At 38.7% G+C, this 16,197-nt stretch carries 15 protein-coding genes; 14 read left to right on the forward strand and 1 reads right to left on the reverse strand.

The genetic code is table 11. The features are described 5' to 3' along the window. The first annotated feature begins 21 nt into the window (after positions 1-21). From ACTSKG_RS14125 to paaX, 4 genes are all read left to right on the forward strand, one after another. Positions 22-894, forward strand: a complete 873-nt coding sequence (locus tag ACTSKG_RS14125) for a 3-hydroxyacyl-CoA dehydrogenase (protein ID WP_464755195.1) — start codon at positions 22-24, stop codon at positions 892-894. After that, entirely contained in the window at positions 891-2,096 is a 1,206-nt protein-coding gene (locus ACTSKG_RS14130) for an acetyl-CoA C-acyltransferase (RefSeq protein ID WP_464755196.1), read from the forward strand. Before ACTSKG_RS14125 ends, ACTSKG_RS14130 begins: the two co-directional genes overlap by 4 nt. 425 nt (positions 2,097-2,521) lie before the next feature. Continuing rightward, positions 2,522-3,298 (forward strand): enoyl-CoA hydratase-related protein, encoded by a 777-nt coding sequence (locus ACTSKG_RS14135; RefSeq protein ID WP_464755197.1) that lies wholly within the window; start codon positions 2,522-2,524, stop codon positions 3,296-3,298. 384 nt (positions 3,299-3,682) lie between these two features. Then, the gene (gene paaX / locus ACTSKG_RS14140) at positions 3,683-4,561 is read left to right on the forward strand and encodes a phenylacetic acid degradation operon negative regulatory protein PaaX (protein WP_464755199.1); all 879 of its coding nucleotides are present in this window, start codon (positions 3,683-3,685) and stop codon (positions 4,559-4,561) included. A 245-nt stretch (positions 4,562-4,806) separates the two neighbouring features. Here paaX and ACTSKG_RS14145 read toward each other — a convergent pair whose 3' ends face one another. Beyond that, positions 4,807-5,340, reverse strand: a complete 534-nt coding sequence (locus tag ACTSKG_RS14145; RefSeq protein ID WP_464755200.1) for a gamma carbonic anhydrase family protein — start codon at positions 5,338-5,340, stop codon at positions 4,807-4,809. Positions 5,341-5,424: 84 nt separating this feature from the next. On the opposite strand from ACTSKG_RS14145, the gene ACTSKG_RS14150 reads away from it, so the two are divergent. From ACTSKG_RS14150 to ACTSKG_RS14195, 10 genes are all read left to right on the forward strand, one after another. After that, the gene (locus ACTSKG_RS14150) at positions 5,425-6,390 is read left to right on the forward strand and encodes an NAD(P)H-dependent flavin oxidoreductase (protein WP_464755201.1); all 966 of its coding nucleotides are present in this window, start codon (positions 5,425-5,427) and stop codon (positions 6,388-6,390) included. Positions 6,391-6,853: 463 nt separating this feature from the next. Beyond that, positions 6,854-7,273 (forward strand): thioesterase family protein, encoded by a 420-nt coding sequence (locus ACTSKG_RS14155; RefSeq protein WP_464755202.1) that lies wholly within the window; start codon positions 6,854-6,856, stop codon positions 7,271-7,273. A gap of 31 nt (positions 7,274-7,304) precedes the next feature. Further along, positions 7,305-8,453, forward strand: coding sequence for a Leu/Phe/Val dehydrogenase (locus ACTSKG_RS14160; RefSeq protein WP_464755203.1), 1,149 nt, complete (start codon positions 7,305-7,307; stop codon positions 8,451-8,453). 14 nt (positions 8,454-8,467) lie between these two features. Continuing rightward, positions 8,468-9,523, forward strand: coding sequence for a pyruvate dehydrogenase (acetyl-transferring) E1 component subunit alpha (pdhA, locus tag ACTSKG_RS14165; RefSeq protein WP_464755204.1), 1,056 nt, complete (start codon positions 8,468-8,470; stop codon positions 9,521-9,523). Positions 9,524-9,526: 3 nt separating this feature from the next. After that, positions 9,527-10,543: an alpha-ketoacid dehydrogenase subunit beta gene (locus tag ACTSKG_RS14170; protein ID WP_464755205.1), complete on the forward strand. Its 1,017-nt coding sequence runs from the start codon at positions 9,527-9,529 to the stop codon at positions 10,541-10,543. Between the two features lie 12 nt (positions 10,544-10,555). Continuing rightward, a complete protein-coding gene (locus ACTSKG_RS14175; RefSeq protein WP_464755206.1) occupies positions 10,556-11,770 on the forward strand; it encodes a dihydrolipoamide acetyltransferase family protein in 1,215 nt (404 codons plus the stop codon). Position 11,771: 1 nt separating this feature from the next. Continuing rightward, on the forward strand, positions 11,772-13,199 hold the full coding sequence (locus ACTSKG_RS14180; protein ID WP_464755207.1) for a dihydrolipoyl dehydrogenase family protein: 1,428 nt from the start codon (positions 11,772-11,774) through the stop codon (positions 13,197-13,199). A gap of 128 nt (positions 13,200-13,327) precedes the next feature. Next, positions 13,328-14,302: an ABC transporter substrate-binding protein gene (locus ACTSKG_RS14185; protein ID WP_464755208.1), complete on the forward strand. Its 975-nt coding sequence runs from the start codon at positions 13,328-13,330 to the stop codon at positions 14,300-14,302. Between the two features lie 17 nt (positions 14,303-14,319). Beyond that, on the forward strand, positions 14,320-15,372 hold the full coding sequence (locus ACTSKG_RS14190) for an ABC transporter permease (protein WP_464755209.1): 1,053 nt from the start codon (positions 14,320-14,322) through the stop codon (positions 15,370-15,372). Then, positions 15,347-16,144, forward strand: a complete 798-nt coding sequence (locus ACTSKG_RS14195; RefSeq protein ID WP_464755210.1) for an ABC transporter ATP-binding protein — start codon at positions 15,347-15,349, stop codon at positions 16,142-16,144. Before ACTSKG_RS14190 ends, ACTSKG_RS14195 begins: the two co-directional genes overlap by 26 nt. Positions 16,145-16,197: the final 53 nt, after the last annotated feature.

A 16,197-nucleotide genomic window follows, 5' to 3' on the forward strand; every position in this document is an offset into this window, starting at 1 on the left:
TCATATCAAAGGAGGATAACGATGATTAACCATATTGTGATCATAGGTTCAGGTGTGATGGGGAGAGGAATTGCTTATGTAGGAGCAGTTGGTGGATATGCTGTGACCCTCGTAGATAATAATGATTCTGCATTACAAAATGCGAAACAAGAAATAGATAGTATTTTTGAAAAAGGTGTTAAGCTTGGAAAAATTTCCTCTAAACAAGCGGAACAATCACGTAAAAATTTGAGTTATGAAAGCGACCTTGGAAAAGCGTCTAGTATTGCTGACTTAATTATTGAAGCAGTTCCTGAAAAGACGGAAATTAAAAAACAAGTGTTTGAAATAATAGAAGAATATGCTCCAGCTCATTGTTATTTTGCTACGAATACTTCAACTATGAGTCCAACAGAAATTGCTTCATTTGGTAAACGCCCTGAAAAAACAATAGCAATGCACTTTTTTAACCCTGTACATAAAATGCCTCTTGTCGAAATTGTTCGGGGATTAGAAACGAGTAATGAAACGGCAGAAGTCATTAGAGAAGTAGCGGTAAAGATGGGTAAAGAAACTGTCGTCATAAATGAATTTCCTGGGTTCGTAACGAGCCGGATAAGTGCACTAGTTGGTAATGAAGCATTCTATATGCTTCAAGAAGGGCTAGGCACACCGGAAGAAATTGATAAAGCGATTAAGCTAGGACTAAATTATCCAATGGGCCCATTCGAACTCGTAGATCTAGTCGGACTGGATACTCGGTTGAATAACTTGAAATATTTACACGAAAAGCTAGGGGAGAAGTATCGTCCAGCACCTCTTCTAGAGCAATATGTCAAAGCGGGGCGGCTTGGAAGAAAGACTGGTAAAGGTGTATACGACTATACAACTGGTGAAGAGTTGGTGACGAAATGAGAGAAGTTGTCATAGTAGATGCTGTCCGCACGCCTATCGGAAGATATAATGGTGTATTAAAAGATGTCCGACCAGATGATTTGGGAGCTGTTGTTATTAAAGCACTTGTTGATCGAAATCCTAAGATTTCCCCCAAAAAAATTGAAGAAGTTGTTTTTGGAAATGCAAATCAAGCGGGTGAAGATAATCGGAACGTTGCACGAATGTCTGGATTGTTAGCTGGCTTACCAGTCGAAGTCGCAGGTACGACTATTAACCGCCTGTGCGGGTCGGGACTTGACGCTATCATGTACGCAGCTAGAGCAATTGCAGTCGGCGAAGGGGATATTTACATTGCAGGTGGCACTGAAAGTATGACTCGTGCCCCACTTGTTATGGCAAAGCCAGATAAAGAATTTCCACGTGGCAATATAGAACTGCAAGATACGACGATTGGCTGGCGTTTTACAAATAAAAAACTAAAAGAAATGTACGGCGTAGACACGATGCCGCAAACAGCAGAAAATGTTGCACAGAGGTATCAGATAACCCGGCAAGATCAGGATTTATTTGCTTACGAAAGTCAGCAACGTGCTAAAAAAGCAATAGAAGAAAATCAATTTGCTGAAGAAATTGTTCCTGTTATCTATAAAGACCGAAAAGGCAATGAAATCATTGTAGATAAAGATGAACATCCACGCCCTGATACTACGCTTGAAAAGCTTGGTAAACTAAAACCATTATTTGAAGGAGGCACAGTTACGGCAGGCAACGCTTCGGGCGTAAATGACGGTGCAGCTGCTTTACTACTGATGAGTGCCGAAAAAGCGGAAGAATTGAATTTAAAACCATTAGCAAAATATGTTACGGGAGCGACTGCAGGACTTGAACCTTCTGTTATGGGACTAGGCCCAATTTTTGCTTCTAGAAAAGCTTTGGATCGTGCTGGGTTGTCAACTAAAGACATCGGACTCGTTGAATTGAATGAAGCATTTGCTTCCCAATCATTGGAGTGCATACGCCAGTTAGACTTAGATACTGAAAAAGTAAATGTCAATGGAGGAGCAATCGCATTTGGACACCCTTTAGGTGCAAGTGGTGCTCGCATTGTTACAACACTTTTATATGAAATGAAGAAAAAAGGCGTTCAATTCGGATTAGCCACGATGTGCATCGGTGTCGGACAGGGAATTGCAACGATTTTTGAACATATACCTGAATAAGAAGTTGAATCTCTTCAATATGAAGTTGATATACTAGGAATCTAGTATTTATAACGACTTGAAGCGCTTTTAAATGGTGACTACTTACGAACTATTTCCTATATGTTTTTAGTTTTACCGATTACTGTTTACACGAAACAGTAAAGCAGATAATTAGCGTTAGTGGAAACTGAAAAATAGATAGCATCTATCGATAAAGAAGTGCTGAGCGGACGAAATTGTTATCTTCGTCCGCTTTTAAAAGAGTAGGAAAGCATCTTATCTCTGATAAACCAAACCTAATGCATCTTGTCTCTTCACCTTCCATTAAACCTAACGTAAATAAATAGTGTAGCCAATGTTTCGTCCAAAGTACCATGGAAACGTAAAGACAAGATGCACATAAAGGACACTTCCGTTTTTCTTACTGAAAAGGAGAGGACACAATGACAACTATTTTACTTAAAAAAGAAAACAATATTGCGTATGTCACTATTAATCGTGAAGAAGCATTGAACTGTTTTAATTATGAAACATTGCATGAGCTTCAAAAAGTGGTAGATGCGATTTCACTTGATGCGGAAGTAAGGGTAGTCATTTTTACTGGAGCAGGTGACAAATCATTTAGTGCAGGCGCGGATTTAAAAGAGCGAAAAACATTAAAGGAAACTGAAGTACGAAGAAATGTGAAAGCGATTCGGGATGTATTCAACAGTATTGCAAGTCTCCCACAGCCGACGATTGCTGCTGTAAATGGATATGCATTCGGTGGTGGTTTTGAATTAATGATTGCATGTGACTTTTCCATTGCAATTGAAGGAGTGATAATGGGTCTAACGGAAACGAGTTGGGCTATCATTCCAGGTGCGGGCGGGACGCAACGACTTCCAAGGCTAGTTGGGGAAATGAAAGCGAAAGAACTAATCTTCACTTCAAGGAAATTCACAGCAGAAGAAGGAGTTCACCTTGGGGTAGTTTTGAAAACTGCGAAGAAAGAAAACCTTCTTGCGGTTTGTGAACAACTTGCCTATGAAATGATGGGAAATGGTCCTGTGGCGATTAAGCAAGCAAAATATGCAATTACGCAAGGTATGAATACCGATTTGCAAACGGGACTCGCAATTGAATCTAAGGCATACGAATTAACAATTCCAACAGAAGATCGAATGGAAGCATTACACGCATTCAGTGAGAAAAGAAAACCAATCTTTATTGGGAAGTAATCAGTGTACTGTACTCAAGAGTTGTTTTTAAACAGATAAAAAGCGCCGGGTATTAAGTTAAGGGTTTCTTGGTTGGAAATTTTGCCACTACCATTATTTAGTCTCTCGAAAAGCTTGTTATGTGGTTTTCATAAAAGCAAAAAAGTAGAGGTGAATTTCCTAATATTTTCACTACTATTTTATTCATTCTAGAAAATCGTTGATAAAGGCAACGCCCGCGGAAAGGGAGCCGTTTCAACGATTTTCTTATTTATTGGACAACCACAACTTACAAAATCGAATTATACTAAATGTAGGGGTGTTTAATTTCTTATAACAAAATAATGAAAGACGAAAAGAAGCGTGATATATTGTTAGGTAGGAAAAAAGAAAGAGTGAGTCTATATGTCAAACACACAATCAATGATATTTACAATATACGGAGATTATATCCGCCATTACGGCAACAAAATATGGATTGGGAGCTTAATCCGATTATTGAAGGAATTTGGCCATAATGAACAGTCGGTGCGGGTAGCTGTATCAAGAATGATGAAACAAGGGTGGCTCGAATCCGAGAAAAAAGGAAATAAGAGTTATTACTTTCTGACTGAACGCGGAGAAGCACGGATGGAAGAAGCTGCTATTCGGATTTTTAAACTGATGCCAAACGATTGGGATGGTAAGTGGCGTATGCTTATGTATACTATTCCGGAAGAAAAAAGACAAATCCGAGATGAACTGCGCAAAGAGCTTTTATGGAGCGGATTTGGTAGCTTTTCCAATGGGTGCTGGATTTCTCCGAATAATCTTGAAAAAGAAGTACAATTTCTTATAAAAAAATATGATATACAAACTTATGTAGATTTCTTCGTATCGGAATACAAAGGACCGCAAGCAAACAGAGAGCTTGTTGAAAAAAGCTGGCCACTTCAAGAAATCGATGGGAAGTATAAAGAATTTATTTCGACCTATAGTGAACAATATATTGTCCATCAAAGTATGATAAACGATGGACGGATGACAGATGCAGAGTGTTTTGTGGAACGGACTAATCTCGTTCACGAATACCGAAAATTTCTCTTTACTGATCCTGGGCTTCCGAAAGAATTACTCCCAGAAATTTGGAGTGGCAACCATGCAGCTCTATTATTTGAACAATATTATAAATTGTTGGCACAGTCTGCAAGCAAATTTTTTGAAGAAGTATTCCAAGAAGATAATGATATGCGTCGGAAAGACAAAGGATATGATGCAGATGATCATCCACTTCTTATGGATTAACACCTTTCAACGACATGTTTAAAAGCTGTCAAGTCTCACAAGTTATCTCTTATTATTTGCTAAGTGGTTGCTTCCATGAAGAGACTGGTTGCTTTCATAAATGAATCTGTTGCTCTTCGTGTAGTAGTGGTTGCTTTCATCATGCCAATGGTTGCCCTTTTCCAGTTTTACCCTTTATATTACCGGGCAAATAGAAAATGCAGCCAAGATTTGATTCTTGGCTGCTGCTATACTATAGCAAGTGTTTATTCTTTATTGTTTTCACCGTTTTGAAAAATTTCTCTATAGTCATACCCTTTTTGAACATAAGTATTAATCGATAGTTGGATAATCTCGAAATCCTTTTCGTTCAATCCTCTAACCACTTTTCCTGGTGAACCGACGACTAGTGATCGGGGAGGAATTTTCTTTCCTGGTGGTATTAATGTATTGGCACCTATTATGCACTCTTCCCCAATTTCCGCATGATCCAGAATGGTAGAACCCATTCCAATAATTGAGCGTTTTCCAACCTTGCAACCATGTAGGATGACATTGTGTCCAACAGTAACTTCATCTTGTACTACAACTGGCGCGTCCTCATATAAATGTATGGTTGAATTGTCCTGAATGCTACATCTTTTACCTATTGAAATTAATCCTTCATCACCTCGTAGAACCGCATTAAACCAAATTGTAGACTCTTCTCCAATTTCAATTTCTCCAATAATTTTGGCCCCTGGTGCAACAAAAACAGTCGGATCTAACTTCGGTTTTTTCCCTCTATACGAAATAATCATAAATTTTCTCCTCGCTTTTAAAATTATCGGAATTGTTATTCTATTAATTTTAATATAACATATTTGTTGAGAGGTGGTAAAAAAATGATATATGTATGTGAAAAGCTAAAAATTAACTATCCAATTATTCAAGGTGGAATGGGCAATATTAGCAATGCGCAACTCACAGCAGCTGTATCAGAAGCTGGAGGTCTTGGAACAATAGGTTGTGGGACCATGTCACCAATGGAAGTAGAGAAAATAATACTCGAAACGAAGCAGCGAACAAATAAGAACTTTGCCATAAACATTGCAATTAGTGTTTCGCCTTTTGTAAATGAACTGATTAATCTTGTTATCAAGTATAAAATACCGATTGTTTCATTATCAGCGGGAAATCCAGTTCCTTATATTCCTCTACTGCATGAACATGGTGTAACAGTTATAGCATTAGTAGCCTCTGTAAAGCATGCACAAAAAGCGGAACAAGCTGGTGCTGATATACTTGTTGCAGAAGGGTTTGAAGCAGCGGGCATCAACTCAAACCTAGAGTTAACGACATTCACGCTCATACCACAAATAGTGAAGCATGTAAAAATTCCTGTAATAGCAGCGGGAGGAATTGGTGACGGTAATGGATTGGCTGCTGCACTTATGCTAGGTGCTAGTGGTGTACAAATTGGTACTCGTTTAATTGCAACAAAGGAAGCACCTTTTCACAATGTGTACAAGCAAAACCTAGTGGCAGCAAGTGATACAGAAACTTTGATTATTGGAAGAAGTGTAGGACGCTTAAGAAGAATATTAAAGACTCCATATGCGATGAAGCTGGATGAGTTAGATAAAATGGGAATGACAATAGAGCAATATAGTGAAATGACATCGGAAAAACAACATATTAAAGGTGCGATTGACGGCGATATGGAGAATGGTTTTATTAATAGTGGTCAAATCGCAGGCCTTATTGAAGACATTCCAACAGTAAAAGAATTAATCGATGAAATGATGAAGGAAGCAGAAAACCGAATGAATAAATCCTCGGAAGAATTAAAGAGGTTACTAGTCAAATAGCATACACCGGTCTTTATTTATATTAGAAAAGCACAGAGCATCCGAAATTGTATCTTCGGATGCTTTTTAATTAGTAGGGAAGGGTTTATCGCTCATCAAAACCATATGTATCATGCCTTTAAACACTTGTAGAGAGAGTGGGATAAACATCCGCCCAACATTACAGTAAGTGGATATGAATTGAAATATAGTGTATCCACTGTTTCATCGAATGACTCTTCAAAAGAATTTTTACTCTGTTTTTAGTTAAACTTACAAATATCTAATTCGAAATACATAGATTTTTCTGATTATTGTATTGACTATCGTATTACGGATTGATACTATTACGTTATAATACTGTTATGCGAAGTAGACTTGTCGCTAATTATGTAAGCGTTTACAACTTTTTGTGTGTATTAAATTGCCGAAACACCATTCTGTTTTATTAACAATCTACCATATAGTAAATAGAGGTGAAATGATGAGGCGGGGGATGGAATTAGGTAGAGAAGAGACAATAGAAATAATTGTAACCAAGGATATGTTTGCTTCATTTGAAGGAGAAGTTGTGCATCCTGTCTATTCAACAGTAGCTATGACATATCATATGGAGTGGGTTTCTAGAAAAATCATTCTACCATTTTTGGAAGACGATGAAGAGGGAATGGGAGCATCGGTTAAACTAAACCATCTAGCGCCCTCCCCGCTCGGTTCCATAGTTACACTAACTGCAACCTTAGAGGGACTGTTTGACAATGTAGTACTGACCAAAGTGACTGCATCAAATCACAACGGTATCATCGGAAAAGGTGAAGTAAAGCAAGTAATTTTACCGAAAAAAATGATCGCTGAAAAACTGAAAAATGCTTCTTTATTTCCTAAGAAAAAGAAATTAATTTAGTTAAGAACTAATCGCCGAGGGGGCTTAAGAGATGATAATGGCAGATAAATTTTCAATGACAAAAGAATTTGATCTATTCGATAAGATGGCTAAGCATGAACAGGTGGTTTTTTGTAATGATCCATCCACTGGCTTGCGTGCAATAATTGCAATCCACGACACAACGCTTGGACCGGCACTTGGTGGATGTCGTATGCAACCTTATAACAGCGTGGAAGAGGCGTTGGAAGATGCTTTGCGTCTTTCAAAAGGAATGACGTACAAATGTGCAGCAGCAGACGTAGATTTCGGTGGTGGAAAAGCAGTTATTATCGGTGATCCTAAAACAGATAAATCTCCGGAATTATTTCGCGCGTTTGGTCAATTTGTAAACTCACTAGGTGGCCGCTTTTATACAGGAACGGATATGGGTACGACGATGGACGATTTCATTCATGCAATGAAAGAAACGAATTTCGTCAACGGTCTTCCAGAGGTATATGGAGGAGGTGGTGATTCTTCTATACCAACAGCAGCAGGTGTTTTGTACGGTATAAAAGCAACTAATCAGTTGCTATATGGAAGTGACGAATTGGGGCAACATACTTATGCGATTCAAGGCCTAGGAAAGGTTGGATTCAAAGTAGCAAGTGGATTGCTTGAAGCTGGTGCTCACATCTACGTGACAGATATTAACGAAGAAAGTCTGAAGGCAATTGAGGAGGTAGCAGCAAAAACACCGGGAAAAGTACAAATTGTTGCAAATGATGACATTTATTCACAAGAAGCAGATATATTCGTTCCTTGTGCATTTGGTGGGATTATTAACGATACTACAATCCCTAAGTTTAAAGTTAAAGCGATTGTAGGATCCGCTAATAATCAATTATTAGATGATAGACACGGCAAGCTGTTACGTGATAAAGGGATTTTATATGCACCGGACTACATCGTAAATTCTGGGGGGCTCATTCAGGTAGCAGATGAATTGTATGGTATTAATCAGGAACGTGTATTAGCAAAAACTAAACATATATATGATGCAATTCTGGAAGTGTATAAGGATGCTGCGAGTAGTGGAAAAACAACTGAGGAATCGGCGAATGCTATGTGTGAGAAACGAATAGAAAGTCGAAGAAAACGGAATAGTTTTTATTCAGCACCGAAAAAACCAAAATGGTCGTTTAATAAACTATCCTGATTGGAGGCAGTTAAGTGGAACATAACTATCCTATTAAAAGAATAATAGATGATAAGGGCTTTCTTGTGGATGCGAGCTATGAAAAACAGATAGATGAGCAATTAGTTAAAGACCTTTACTATCACATGTTACGGGTCCGTACTTTTGATAGAAAAGCGATTAACTTGCAAAGACAAGGACGGCTTGGAACTTATGCGCCTTTTGAAGGGCAGGAAGCAGCTCAAGTTGGGAGCTCACTTGCGTTAAATGCTGACGATTGGGTATTCCCGACTTATCGAGATCATGGTGCGACAATAACGTTTGGAAAAAGTATGGTTCAAACGTTTTTATATTGGAATGGCAGAGTGGAGGGGTGTGTAGCTCCGCCTAATAGAAATATTTTCCCACCAGCTGTTCCTATTGCGACTCAAATTCCCCATGCAGTTGGAGCTGCCTGGGCTGAAAAAAGAAGAGGAACACAAAATGCAGCAATTGCTTATTTCGGAGATGGTGCAACTTCGGAAGGCGATTTTCATGAAGGCTTGAATTTTGCGAGTGTATTCAAGGTACCGGTCATCTTTTTTAACCAAAATAACGGGTATGCAATATCCGTTCCAATTGAAAAACAGATGAATTCGGCAACTATAGCACAAAAATCAGTTGCTTATGGCATGCCAGGGGTAAGAATTGACGGAAACGATTGCTTTGTAGTTTATTTTGAAACGAAGAAAGCATTTGACTATGCACGAAATGGAAATGGCCCGACTTTAATAGAAGCAATTACTTGGAGAAAAGGTGCACACACGACTGCTGATGATCCTTCGAAGTATCGTTCTGAAAAACAAGGGGAGGGTTTTGTTGATCCTCTTTCACGATTAGAGTTATTTATGAAAAATTACGGTTACTGGAATGATGAGTGGATTGAGGCGACTAAAGAAAAAACGAGTAGTGAAGTGGAAGCGGCTGTTGAAGAAATGGAGAAATTTCCGCCGCCGAACGTAGAGGACGTTTTCAATCATGTATACGCTGAAATGCCAGCTCATCTCGCTGAACAAAAAGAAGCGTACCTATCACATTTAGGGAGGCATTAATGAATGGCACAATTGAAAGAGTCGGATCAAAAAACCGAGACGACAAAGCAGCTGACGTTAATTCAAGCGATTAATGATGGTATGCGTTTGATGCTAGAAGAGGATGATCGAACGATCATTCTTGGTGAAGATATCGGAAAAAACGGAGGAGTGTTTCGTGCAACGGAAGGACTACAGGAAGTGTTTGGTGATGATCGAGTAGTCGATACACCGCTTTCAGAAGCAGGGATTATCGGTACTTCAATTGGCCTCGCAGTTAATGGTTTTAGACCGGTTGCTGAGATTCAGTTCCTCGGTTTTATTTATCCTGCATACGAACAAATTATGACACATGTCTCACGAATTCGAATGCGAACAATGTCCCGTTTTACAGTGCCTATGGTTATACGAGCACCATACGGAGCTGGAATTCGTGCTCCAGAAATACATTCCGACAGTACAGAAATCTTGTTCACGCATATGCCTGGCATCAAAGTTGTTTGCCCATCTAATCCATACGATGCAAAAGGTTTGTTGATTGCAGCAATGGAAGATCCTGATCCTGTGATAGTTTTGGAGCCTATGAAAAACTATCGAGCAAAGAGAGAAGCAGTCCCTATTGGTAAATATGCGGTGGAAATTGGTAAAGGAAAAATAGTAAGGGATGGTACGGATGTAACTCTAATTGCTTGGGGGGCTATGATTGGAATAGCGGAAAAAGCAGCTGAACAGGCCGAGAAAAAAGGTATTAGTTGTGAAATTATCGATTTGCGAACATTGTATCCAATAGATCGCGATATTATTGCGGGGTCCGTGCAGAAGACAACTAGAGCAGTCATTATCCATGAAGCGCATAATACTGGTGGCCTTGGGAACGATATCGTGTCAATTATCAATGATACCGCTTTCCTCTATCTTCGAGCTCCGATTGAACGTGTAACAGGATTTGACGTTCCGGTTCCATTCTTTGCATTAGAAGAACATTATTTACCAACACAAGCACGCGTCATGGAAGGAATAGAAAAAGTGGTAAATTTTTAAGGAGGAAATGGGATGCTCGAAGTAAAGCTACATGATGTCGGGGAAGGAATGACGGAAGGGGAAGTAATCCATTACTTAGTCAAAGTTGGAGATTCAGTAATGACGGATCAGCCTCTTGTCGAAGTACAAACAGATAAAATGGTTGCTGAACTCACATCGCCCTGCTCAGGTATCGTGAAAAAAATTCCTATTGAAGTTGGTGAAATCGTCCAAGTAGGAACAAGTCTACTCTACATTGAAGTAGATGGGGGTGGTCAGCCAGAACTAAAATCATCGTTAGAAATGAAACAAGTTAAAGAGAAAAAGGCGATTCCTCCGCTTGAAAAAGCAGCAGCACCTACTTCTTTTAAACGAGTACTTGCTGCACCTTATACACGAAAAATCGCACGTGACAACAATATAAATCTGGAAGACGTTCATGCTGCTGACCCTTCAGGAAGAATAACTGAAGAAGATGTTTTTCGGTTCTTAAAAGGACTCCAAACCGAGAAGGAGCAAGTAAATGACGTGAAGCAGGTGGTTATTGTTCAAGAAGCTCCTAATGAAATTCCTTTTAGAGGCATTCGAAAAAAGATTGCTGAAAAGATGACGAAATCACTTTTTACAATCCCGCATGTCACTCATTTTGATGAAGTAAATATGACTAAACTGTTTGAAATGAAGGAGCTATTAAAAACATCTGGTGAGTCAGTGAGCATATCCGCATTTCTTATTAAAGCACTTGTTATTTCATTGAAGGACTTTCCGATATTCAACGCAGAACTAGATGAAGAGAATAGTAGGATATTACTCAAGAAAAACTACCATATTGGTATCGCAACAAACACGGATAGCGGATTAATCGTCCCTGTTATCCATGATGTTGATAAGAAATCAATTAAAGAGATTAATAGTGAAGTAAAAGATTTAACGAAAAGAGCGATCGAAGGGAAGATACAACCATTTGAAATGCAAAATAGTACTTTTACAGTGAGTAATGTTGGACCACTAGGTAGTACTGGTGCAACCCCAATTATTAATTATCCTGAAACGGCCCTAATTGCTTTTCACAAAACGAAAAAACAACCTATCGTCAATGAATATGATGAAATTGTTATCGGTCGTATCATGACGCTGTCCATGGCATTTGACCATCGTGTTGCGGATGGTGCGACTGCTGTTAAGTTTACGAATCGCTTTGCAAGCCTAATTGAACAACCCCACAAACTAATGATGGAGATGATATAAAATGGTTGTTGGGGAAATCAGTCAGGAACGAAAACTCATAATTATTGGAGGAGGACCAGGCGGATACACTGCTGCCATTAGGGCTGCACAGCTTGGTCTTTCCGTAACACTAATTGAACAGGCTGAAATGGGTGGTGTTTGTTTAAATGAAGGATGCATTCCTTCTAAAGTATATACACACGCAGCAGCTAAACGCTCAGAAGCCGCACATTTGCAAGAACTTGGTATCGGAAGTTCGAATAACCTTTTGGATTTCCAAAAGCTAAGTGCCTATAAAGAGAAAGTTATCCACCAACTTAGGTCTGGTGTAGAAAGTTTATGTAAGGTAAACAAAATTGAATTAATACAAGGTAAAGCTACCTTCCTAGCTGTGGACAAAATCGGGGTAGAAAAAGGACATCAATTCGATATTTTTGAATTTGAACAAGTAATTATCGCAACAGGTAGTTCCCCGATTCTACCAACTACTATGAAAGAAAAAGGGAAAAGAACTCTCTTTCCTCATGAGCTATTTAAATTGGAAGAGATACCGAAGCATCTTATTGTAAGGGGTCAAGATTACATTGCACTCGAAGCTGCTTCTAGTTTTGATGCATTAGGAGCAAAGGTTAGTTTAGTGATAGATGATAAAAAAGGATTTCCTTTCGATGAATCCATTAATAAAGAATTACATCGTGTTTTTAAAAAACGTAAAATTACCGTTCATAAAGAGATGGAATTCATTTCAACTAATGAGAAGGATGACGAGATATCAATAACGTTTTTAACGGATAAAAATGAAGAAGAGACAATTCGTGGATCTCATCTATTCGTTTCCGGAACAAGGAAACCAAACTTGGATTCTCTAGGAATTAGTCGATTCCAGATTGAACAAACAGTTGAGGGATTCATAAAGATAGATGGAAATATGCAATCATCAATCCCTTCTATATATGCGATTGGAGATGTTACAGAAGGTCCAATGCTCGCAGTAAAAGCAATTAAGCAAGGAAAAGCTACTGTGTCTTCCATCGTAGGAGAACAAACGGAAGTTGACCTTACATTTATGCCGGTTGTCGCGCATACAATTCCACCAGTTGCCTCGGTAGGGCTGACGGAACAAAATGCACGTGACTTTGAGATGTCTATTCGTGTCAGTCAATTTGCTCTTGGTGGGAACGGTTATGCAACAATTACTGGCAAAAAGGATGGGTTTATTAAAGTTATTTCCGATTCAACTACTGAAATCATTCAAGGTATTCATATGATTGGAGAGGGAGCAGTTGAAATGTCAGGCTCCTTTGTACAGTTGCTTGAAATGGCTGCGAAAGAAGAAGATATAAAGTTTCCACACTATGCACATCCAGGATTCAACGAAGGACTACAGGAAGTGGTAGAAGGGCTTATCGGACAAGCAATTCATGCTGCGCCGGTTAAAAAGAAAGGCTAGTAAAATATTTAACTAAAGAATAAGTAATACGTACGCCTGTATCATAAATAGACAGAATATTAAAATTTGTTTTTAATTTGGATTCACATAAATACAAAATAAAACAACGTTAAGAGGGGGAAAGGTAAATGAAGAACACTTGGAAAAAAATGATGGCTGTTATTTTTAGTACTACATTAATACTTGCTGCATGTGGTGATGGAGGAGAAAAGGCGACATCCTCAAAGAAATATAAAATAGGCGTCACTCAAATTGTAGAACATCCATCCCTAAATGCTGCTTATGATGGCTTTAAAAAGGCTCTAGAAGATGCAGGAATTGATGCAGAATATGATCCACAAATCGCTCAAGGGGATAATAGTGCTAACACAACGATAGCGACGAATCTTGTCAGTGCAAAGGTGGATTTAATATTTGCAAACTCAACACCAAGTGCTCAAGCTGCTGCAAGTGCTACATCTGATATTCCAATTGTTTTCACATCCGTAACAGATGCAGTTGGAGCAGAACTCGTTAAATCAATGGAAAAACCGGGTGGTAATGTAACAGGTACAATTGATGCTCATCCTGATGCAATTTCTGATACGATGAAGTTCCTTAAAGAACAATTAGGAGCAAAAAAAGTTGGAATGGTGTTTAACTCTGGAGAGCAAAACTCTCGTGCACAAGTAGATGCGGTAAAAGAAATGTTAAAAGGTATGGATATGACTGTTGTGGAAGCATCTGTTGCTACATCTGCAGATGTGAAACAAGCCGCTGAGTCATTAATTGGAAAAGTAGATTCTATGTACATCATTACAGATAACACGGTTGTTTCCGCTCTTGAATCCGTAATTTCAGTAGCAAACGACAACAAAATTCCAATGATGGTAGGGGAATTTGACTCTGTTAAACGAGGTGGGTTAGCAGCTTATGGATTTGAGTATTATGACATTGGCTACGAAGCAGGGCAAATGGCTGTCAAAATATTAAAAGGTGAAAGCAAGCCAGCTGACTTACCTGTTCAAATCCCACAAAAGTTAAAATTGGTTTTGAATAAAAAAACAGCTGCTATTTTAGGAATCGACATTAAAGATGAATGGAAAGCTGAGCTTGTTGAATAAATAGGAGGTGATTCTGTATGTTTGCAGCTGTATTTGGCTCTGTGGAGCAAGGAATCATCTATGCAATTATGGCACTTGGGGTGTATATTTCATTCCGAGTGCTAGATTTTCCAGATTTAACAGTGGACGGTAGTTTTGTAACAGGAGCTGGGGTTGCTGCAACGATGATTATCACTGGATATCACCCAGTGATAGCTACAGCAGTAGCTATAGTTATCGGTTTTATTGCTGGATGTGTAACCGGGCTTCTACATACAAAAGGAAAAATTAATGCGCTGCTATCTGGAATCTTAATGATGATTGCCCTGTACTCCATAAATTTACGCATAATGGGTCTGACGTCTCCAAATTCCATTGGTCGTCCTAATATTCCTTTATTAAATGCTGAAACAATGTATAGTAAATTCCAATCATTTTGGGGTTCTTTAGGCATCGATACTTCCATTAATAACTTTTTAGGTGATCAAGGAATTCAGTACTTGCCTTCAACCTGGGGTACAGTGATTATCATGATCATTATTGTTTTAATCATTAAGTTTATCGTAGATTGGTTTTTGAAAACCGAAGTAGGTCTTGCGATAAGAGCTACTGGCGACAATAAGAAAATGATTCGTAGTTTATCTGCTAATACTGACACACTCATTATTGTTGGTCTTGGCTTTTCCAACGCACTAGTAGCATTTTCTGGGGCATTGATCGCTCAGTATGCAAAATTTGCTGACATCGGAATGGGAATTGGGATGATTATTATTGGACTCGCTTCCGTTATTATTGGTGAGGCAATTTTTGGAACGAAAACAATTCTGCGAACAACATTTGCTGTAATAGCAGGAGCCATTATTTATCGAATCGTACTTGGTCTTGCACTTCGAGTAAATTTTCTCGATACGGGAGATATGAAATTAATAACGGCAGTTATTGTAATTGGAGCATTGATTTTGCCGCAATTTATTGAAAAGAAACGCGAGAAAAGTAGAAAAGCAAAACGCCATGCGGAACGGTTAGTAGAACAAAAGCATTTGCTAATGAAGGAGGGAAATCCCGTTGTTAAAGCTCAGTCAGGTCAATAAATTATTTAATGAAGCGACTCCTGATGAAAAAATTGCTTTAGATCAAATTAATCTTCAGTTAAATCCTGGAGATTTTATGACTGTGATTGGAAGCAACGGAGCTGGAAAATCGACTATGCTGAATATGATTTCCGGCGCTCTTTCTCCTGATTTTGGTGTAATTGAAATTGCGAATAAAGACGTTACAAGAGTACCGGAATTTCAGCGTTCCCAAATGATTGGAAGGGTATTTCAAGATCCAATGGCAGGCACAGCTCCTACAATGACGATTGAAGAAAACCTGGCGATGGCTTATTCACGAAACAAAAAACGGTCATTAAAAAAGGGTGTAGACAAGAAACGTCGTGAGTTTTTTCGTGCATCGCTTGAGACGCTTCATTTAAACCTTGAAAATCGATTGAATGCAAAAGTAGGAATGCTTTCTGGTGGAGAGAGGCAAGCACTATCACTCTTGATGGCAACTTTTACCCAACCATCTATTTTGCTTCTTGATGAGCATACCGCTGCGCTGGATCCTTCGCGAGCAGAACTAATTACAAATTTAACAAAGAAACTTGTAGAAAAAGATCAGCTTACAACGTTGATGATCACGCATAATATGCAACAAGCTTTAGATTTAGGGAACAGGCTTATTATGATGGATAAAGGTCAGATAATTTTAGAAATAGAAGCTGATGAAAAGAAAAAGTTAACCATTCCTAAACTAATGGATGAATTCCAACGCATTCGTGGAGAGAAGTTAACTAGTGATAAGGCATTATTATCGGTATAATTTGCGCATCATATTTCTCGGGAAATATATTTGTTTACATTATGGAAAAATAG

This window comes from Psychrobacillus syltrankelensis, assembly GCF_055454035.1.

What these genes read in the sequence shown, in the direction of transcription:
- ACTSKG_RS14185 (WP_464755208.1), top strand. Translation starts at nt 13,328, where the DNA reads ATGAAGAACACTTGGAAAAAAATGATGGCTGTTATTTTTAGTACTACA.
- ACTSKG_RS14170 (WP_464755205.1), top strand. Translation starts at nt 9,527, where the DNA reads ATGGCACAATTGAAAGAGTCGGATCAAAAAACCGAGACGACAAAGCAG.
- ACTSKG_RS14180 (WP_464755207.1), top strand. Translation starts at nt 11,772, where the DNA reads ATGGTTGTTGGGGAAATCAGTCAGGAACGAAAACTCATAATTATTGGA.
- ACTSKG_RS14150 (WP_464755201.1), top strand. Translation starts at nt 5,425, where the DNA reads ATGATATATGTATGTGAAAAGCTAAAAATTAACTATCCAATTATTCAA.
- ACTSKG_RS14145 (WP_464755200.1), bottom strand. Translation starts at nt 5,340, where the DNA reads ATGATTATTTCGTATAGAGGGAAAAAACCGAAGTTAGATCCGACTGTT.
- ACTSKG_RS14135 (WP_464755197.1), top strand. Translation starts at nt 2,522, where the DNA reads ATGACAACTATTTTACTTAAAAAAGAAAACAATATTGCGTATGTCACT.
- ACTSKG_RS14160 (WP_464755203.1), top strand. Translation starts at nt 7,305, where the DNA reads ATGATAATGGCAGATAAATTTTCAATGACAAAAGAATTTGATCTATTC.
- ACTSKG_RS14190 (WP_464755209.1), top strand. Translation starts at nt 14,320, where the DNA reads ATGTTTGCAGCTGTATTTGGCTCTGTGGAGCAAGGAATCATCTATGCA.
- ACTSKG_RS14175 (WP_464755206.1), top strand. Translation starts at nt 10,556, where the DNA reads ATGCTCGAAGTAAAGCTACATGATGTCGGGGAAGGAATGACGGAAGGG.
- ACTSKG_RS14155 (WP_464755202.1), top strand. Translation starts at nt 6,854, where the DNA reads ATGAGGCGGGGGATGGAATTAGGTAGAGAAGAGACAATAGAAATAATT.
- ACTSKG_RS14125 (WP_464755195.1), top strand. Translation starts at nt 22, where the DNA reads ATGATTAACCATATTGTGATCATAGGTTCAGGTGTGATGGGGAGAGGA.
- paaX (WP_464755199.1), top strand. Translation starts at nt 3,683, where the DNA reads ATGTCAAACACACAATCAATGATATTTACAATATACGGAGATTATATC.
- ACTSKG_RS14130 (WP_464755196.1), top strand. Translation starts at nt 891, where the DNA reads ATGAGAGAAGTTGTCATAGTAGATGCTGTCCGCACGCCTATCGGAAGA.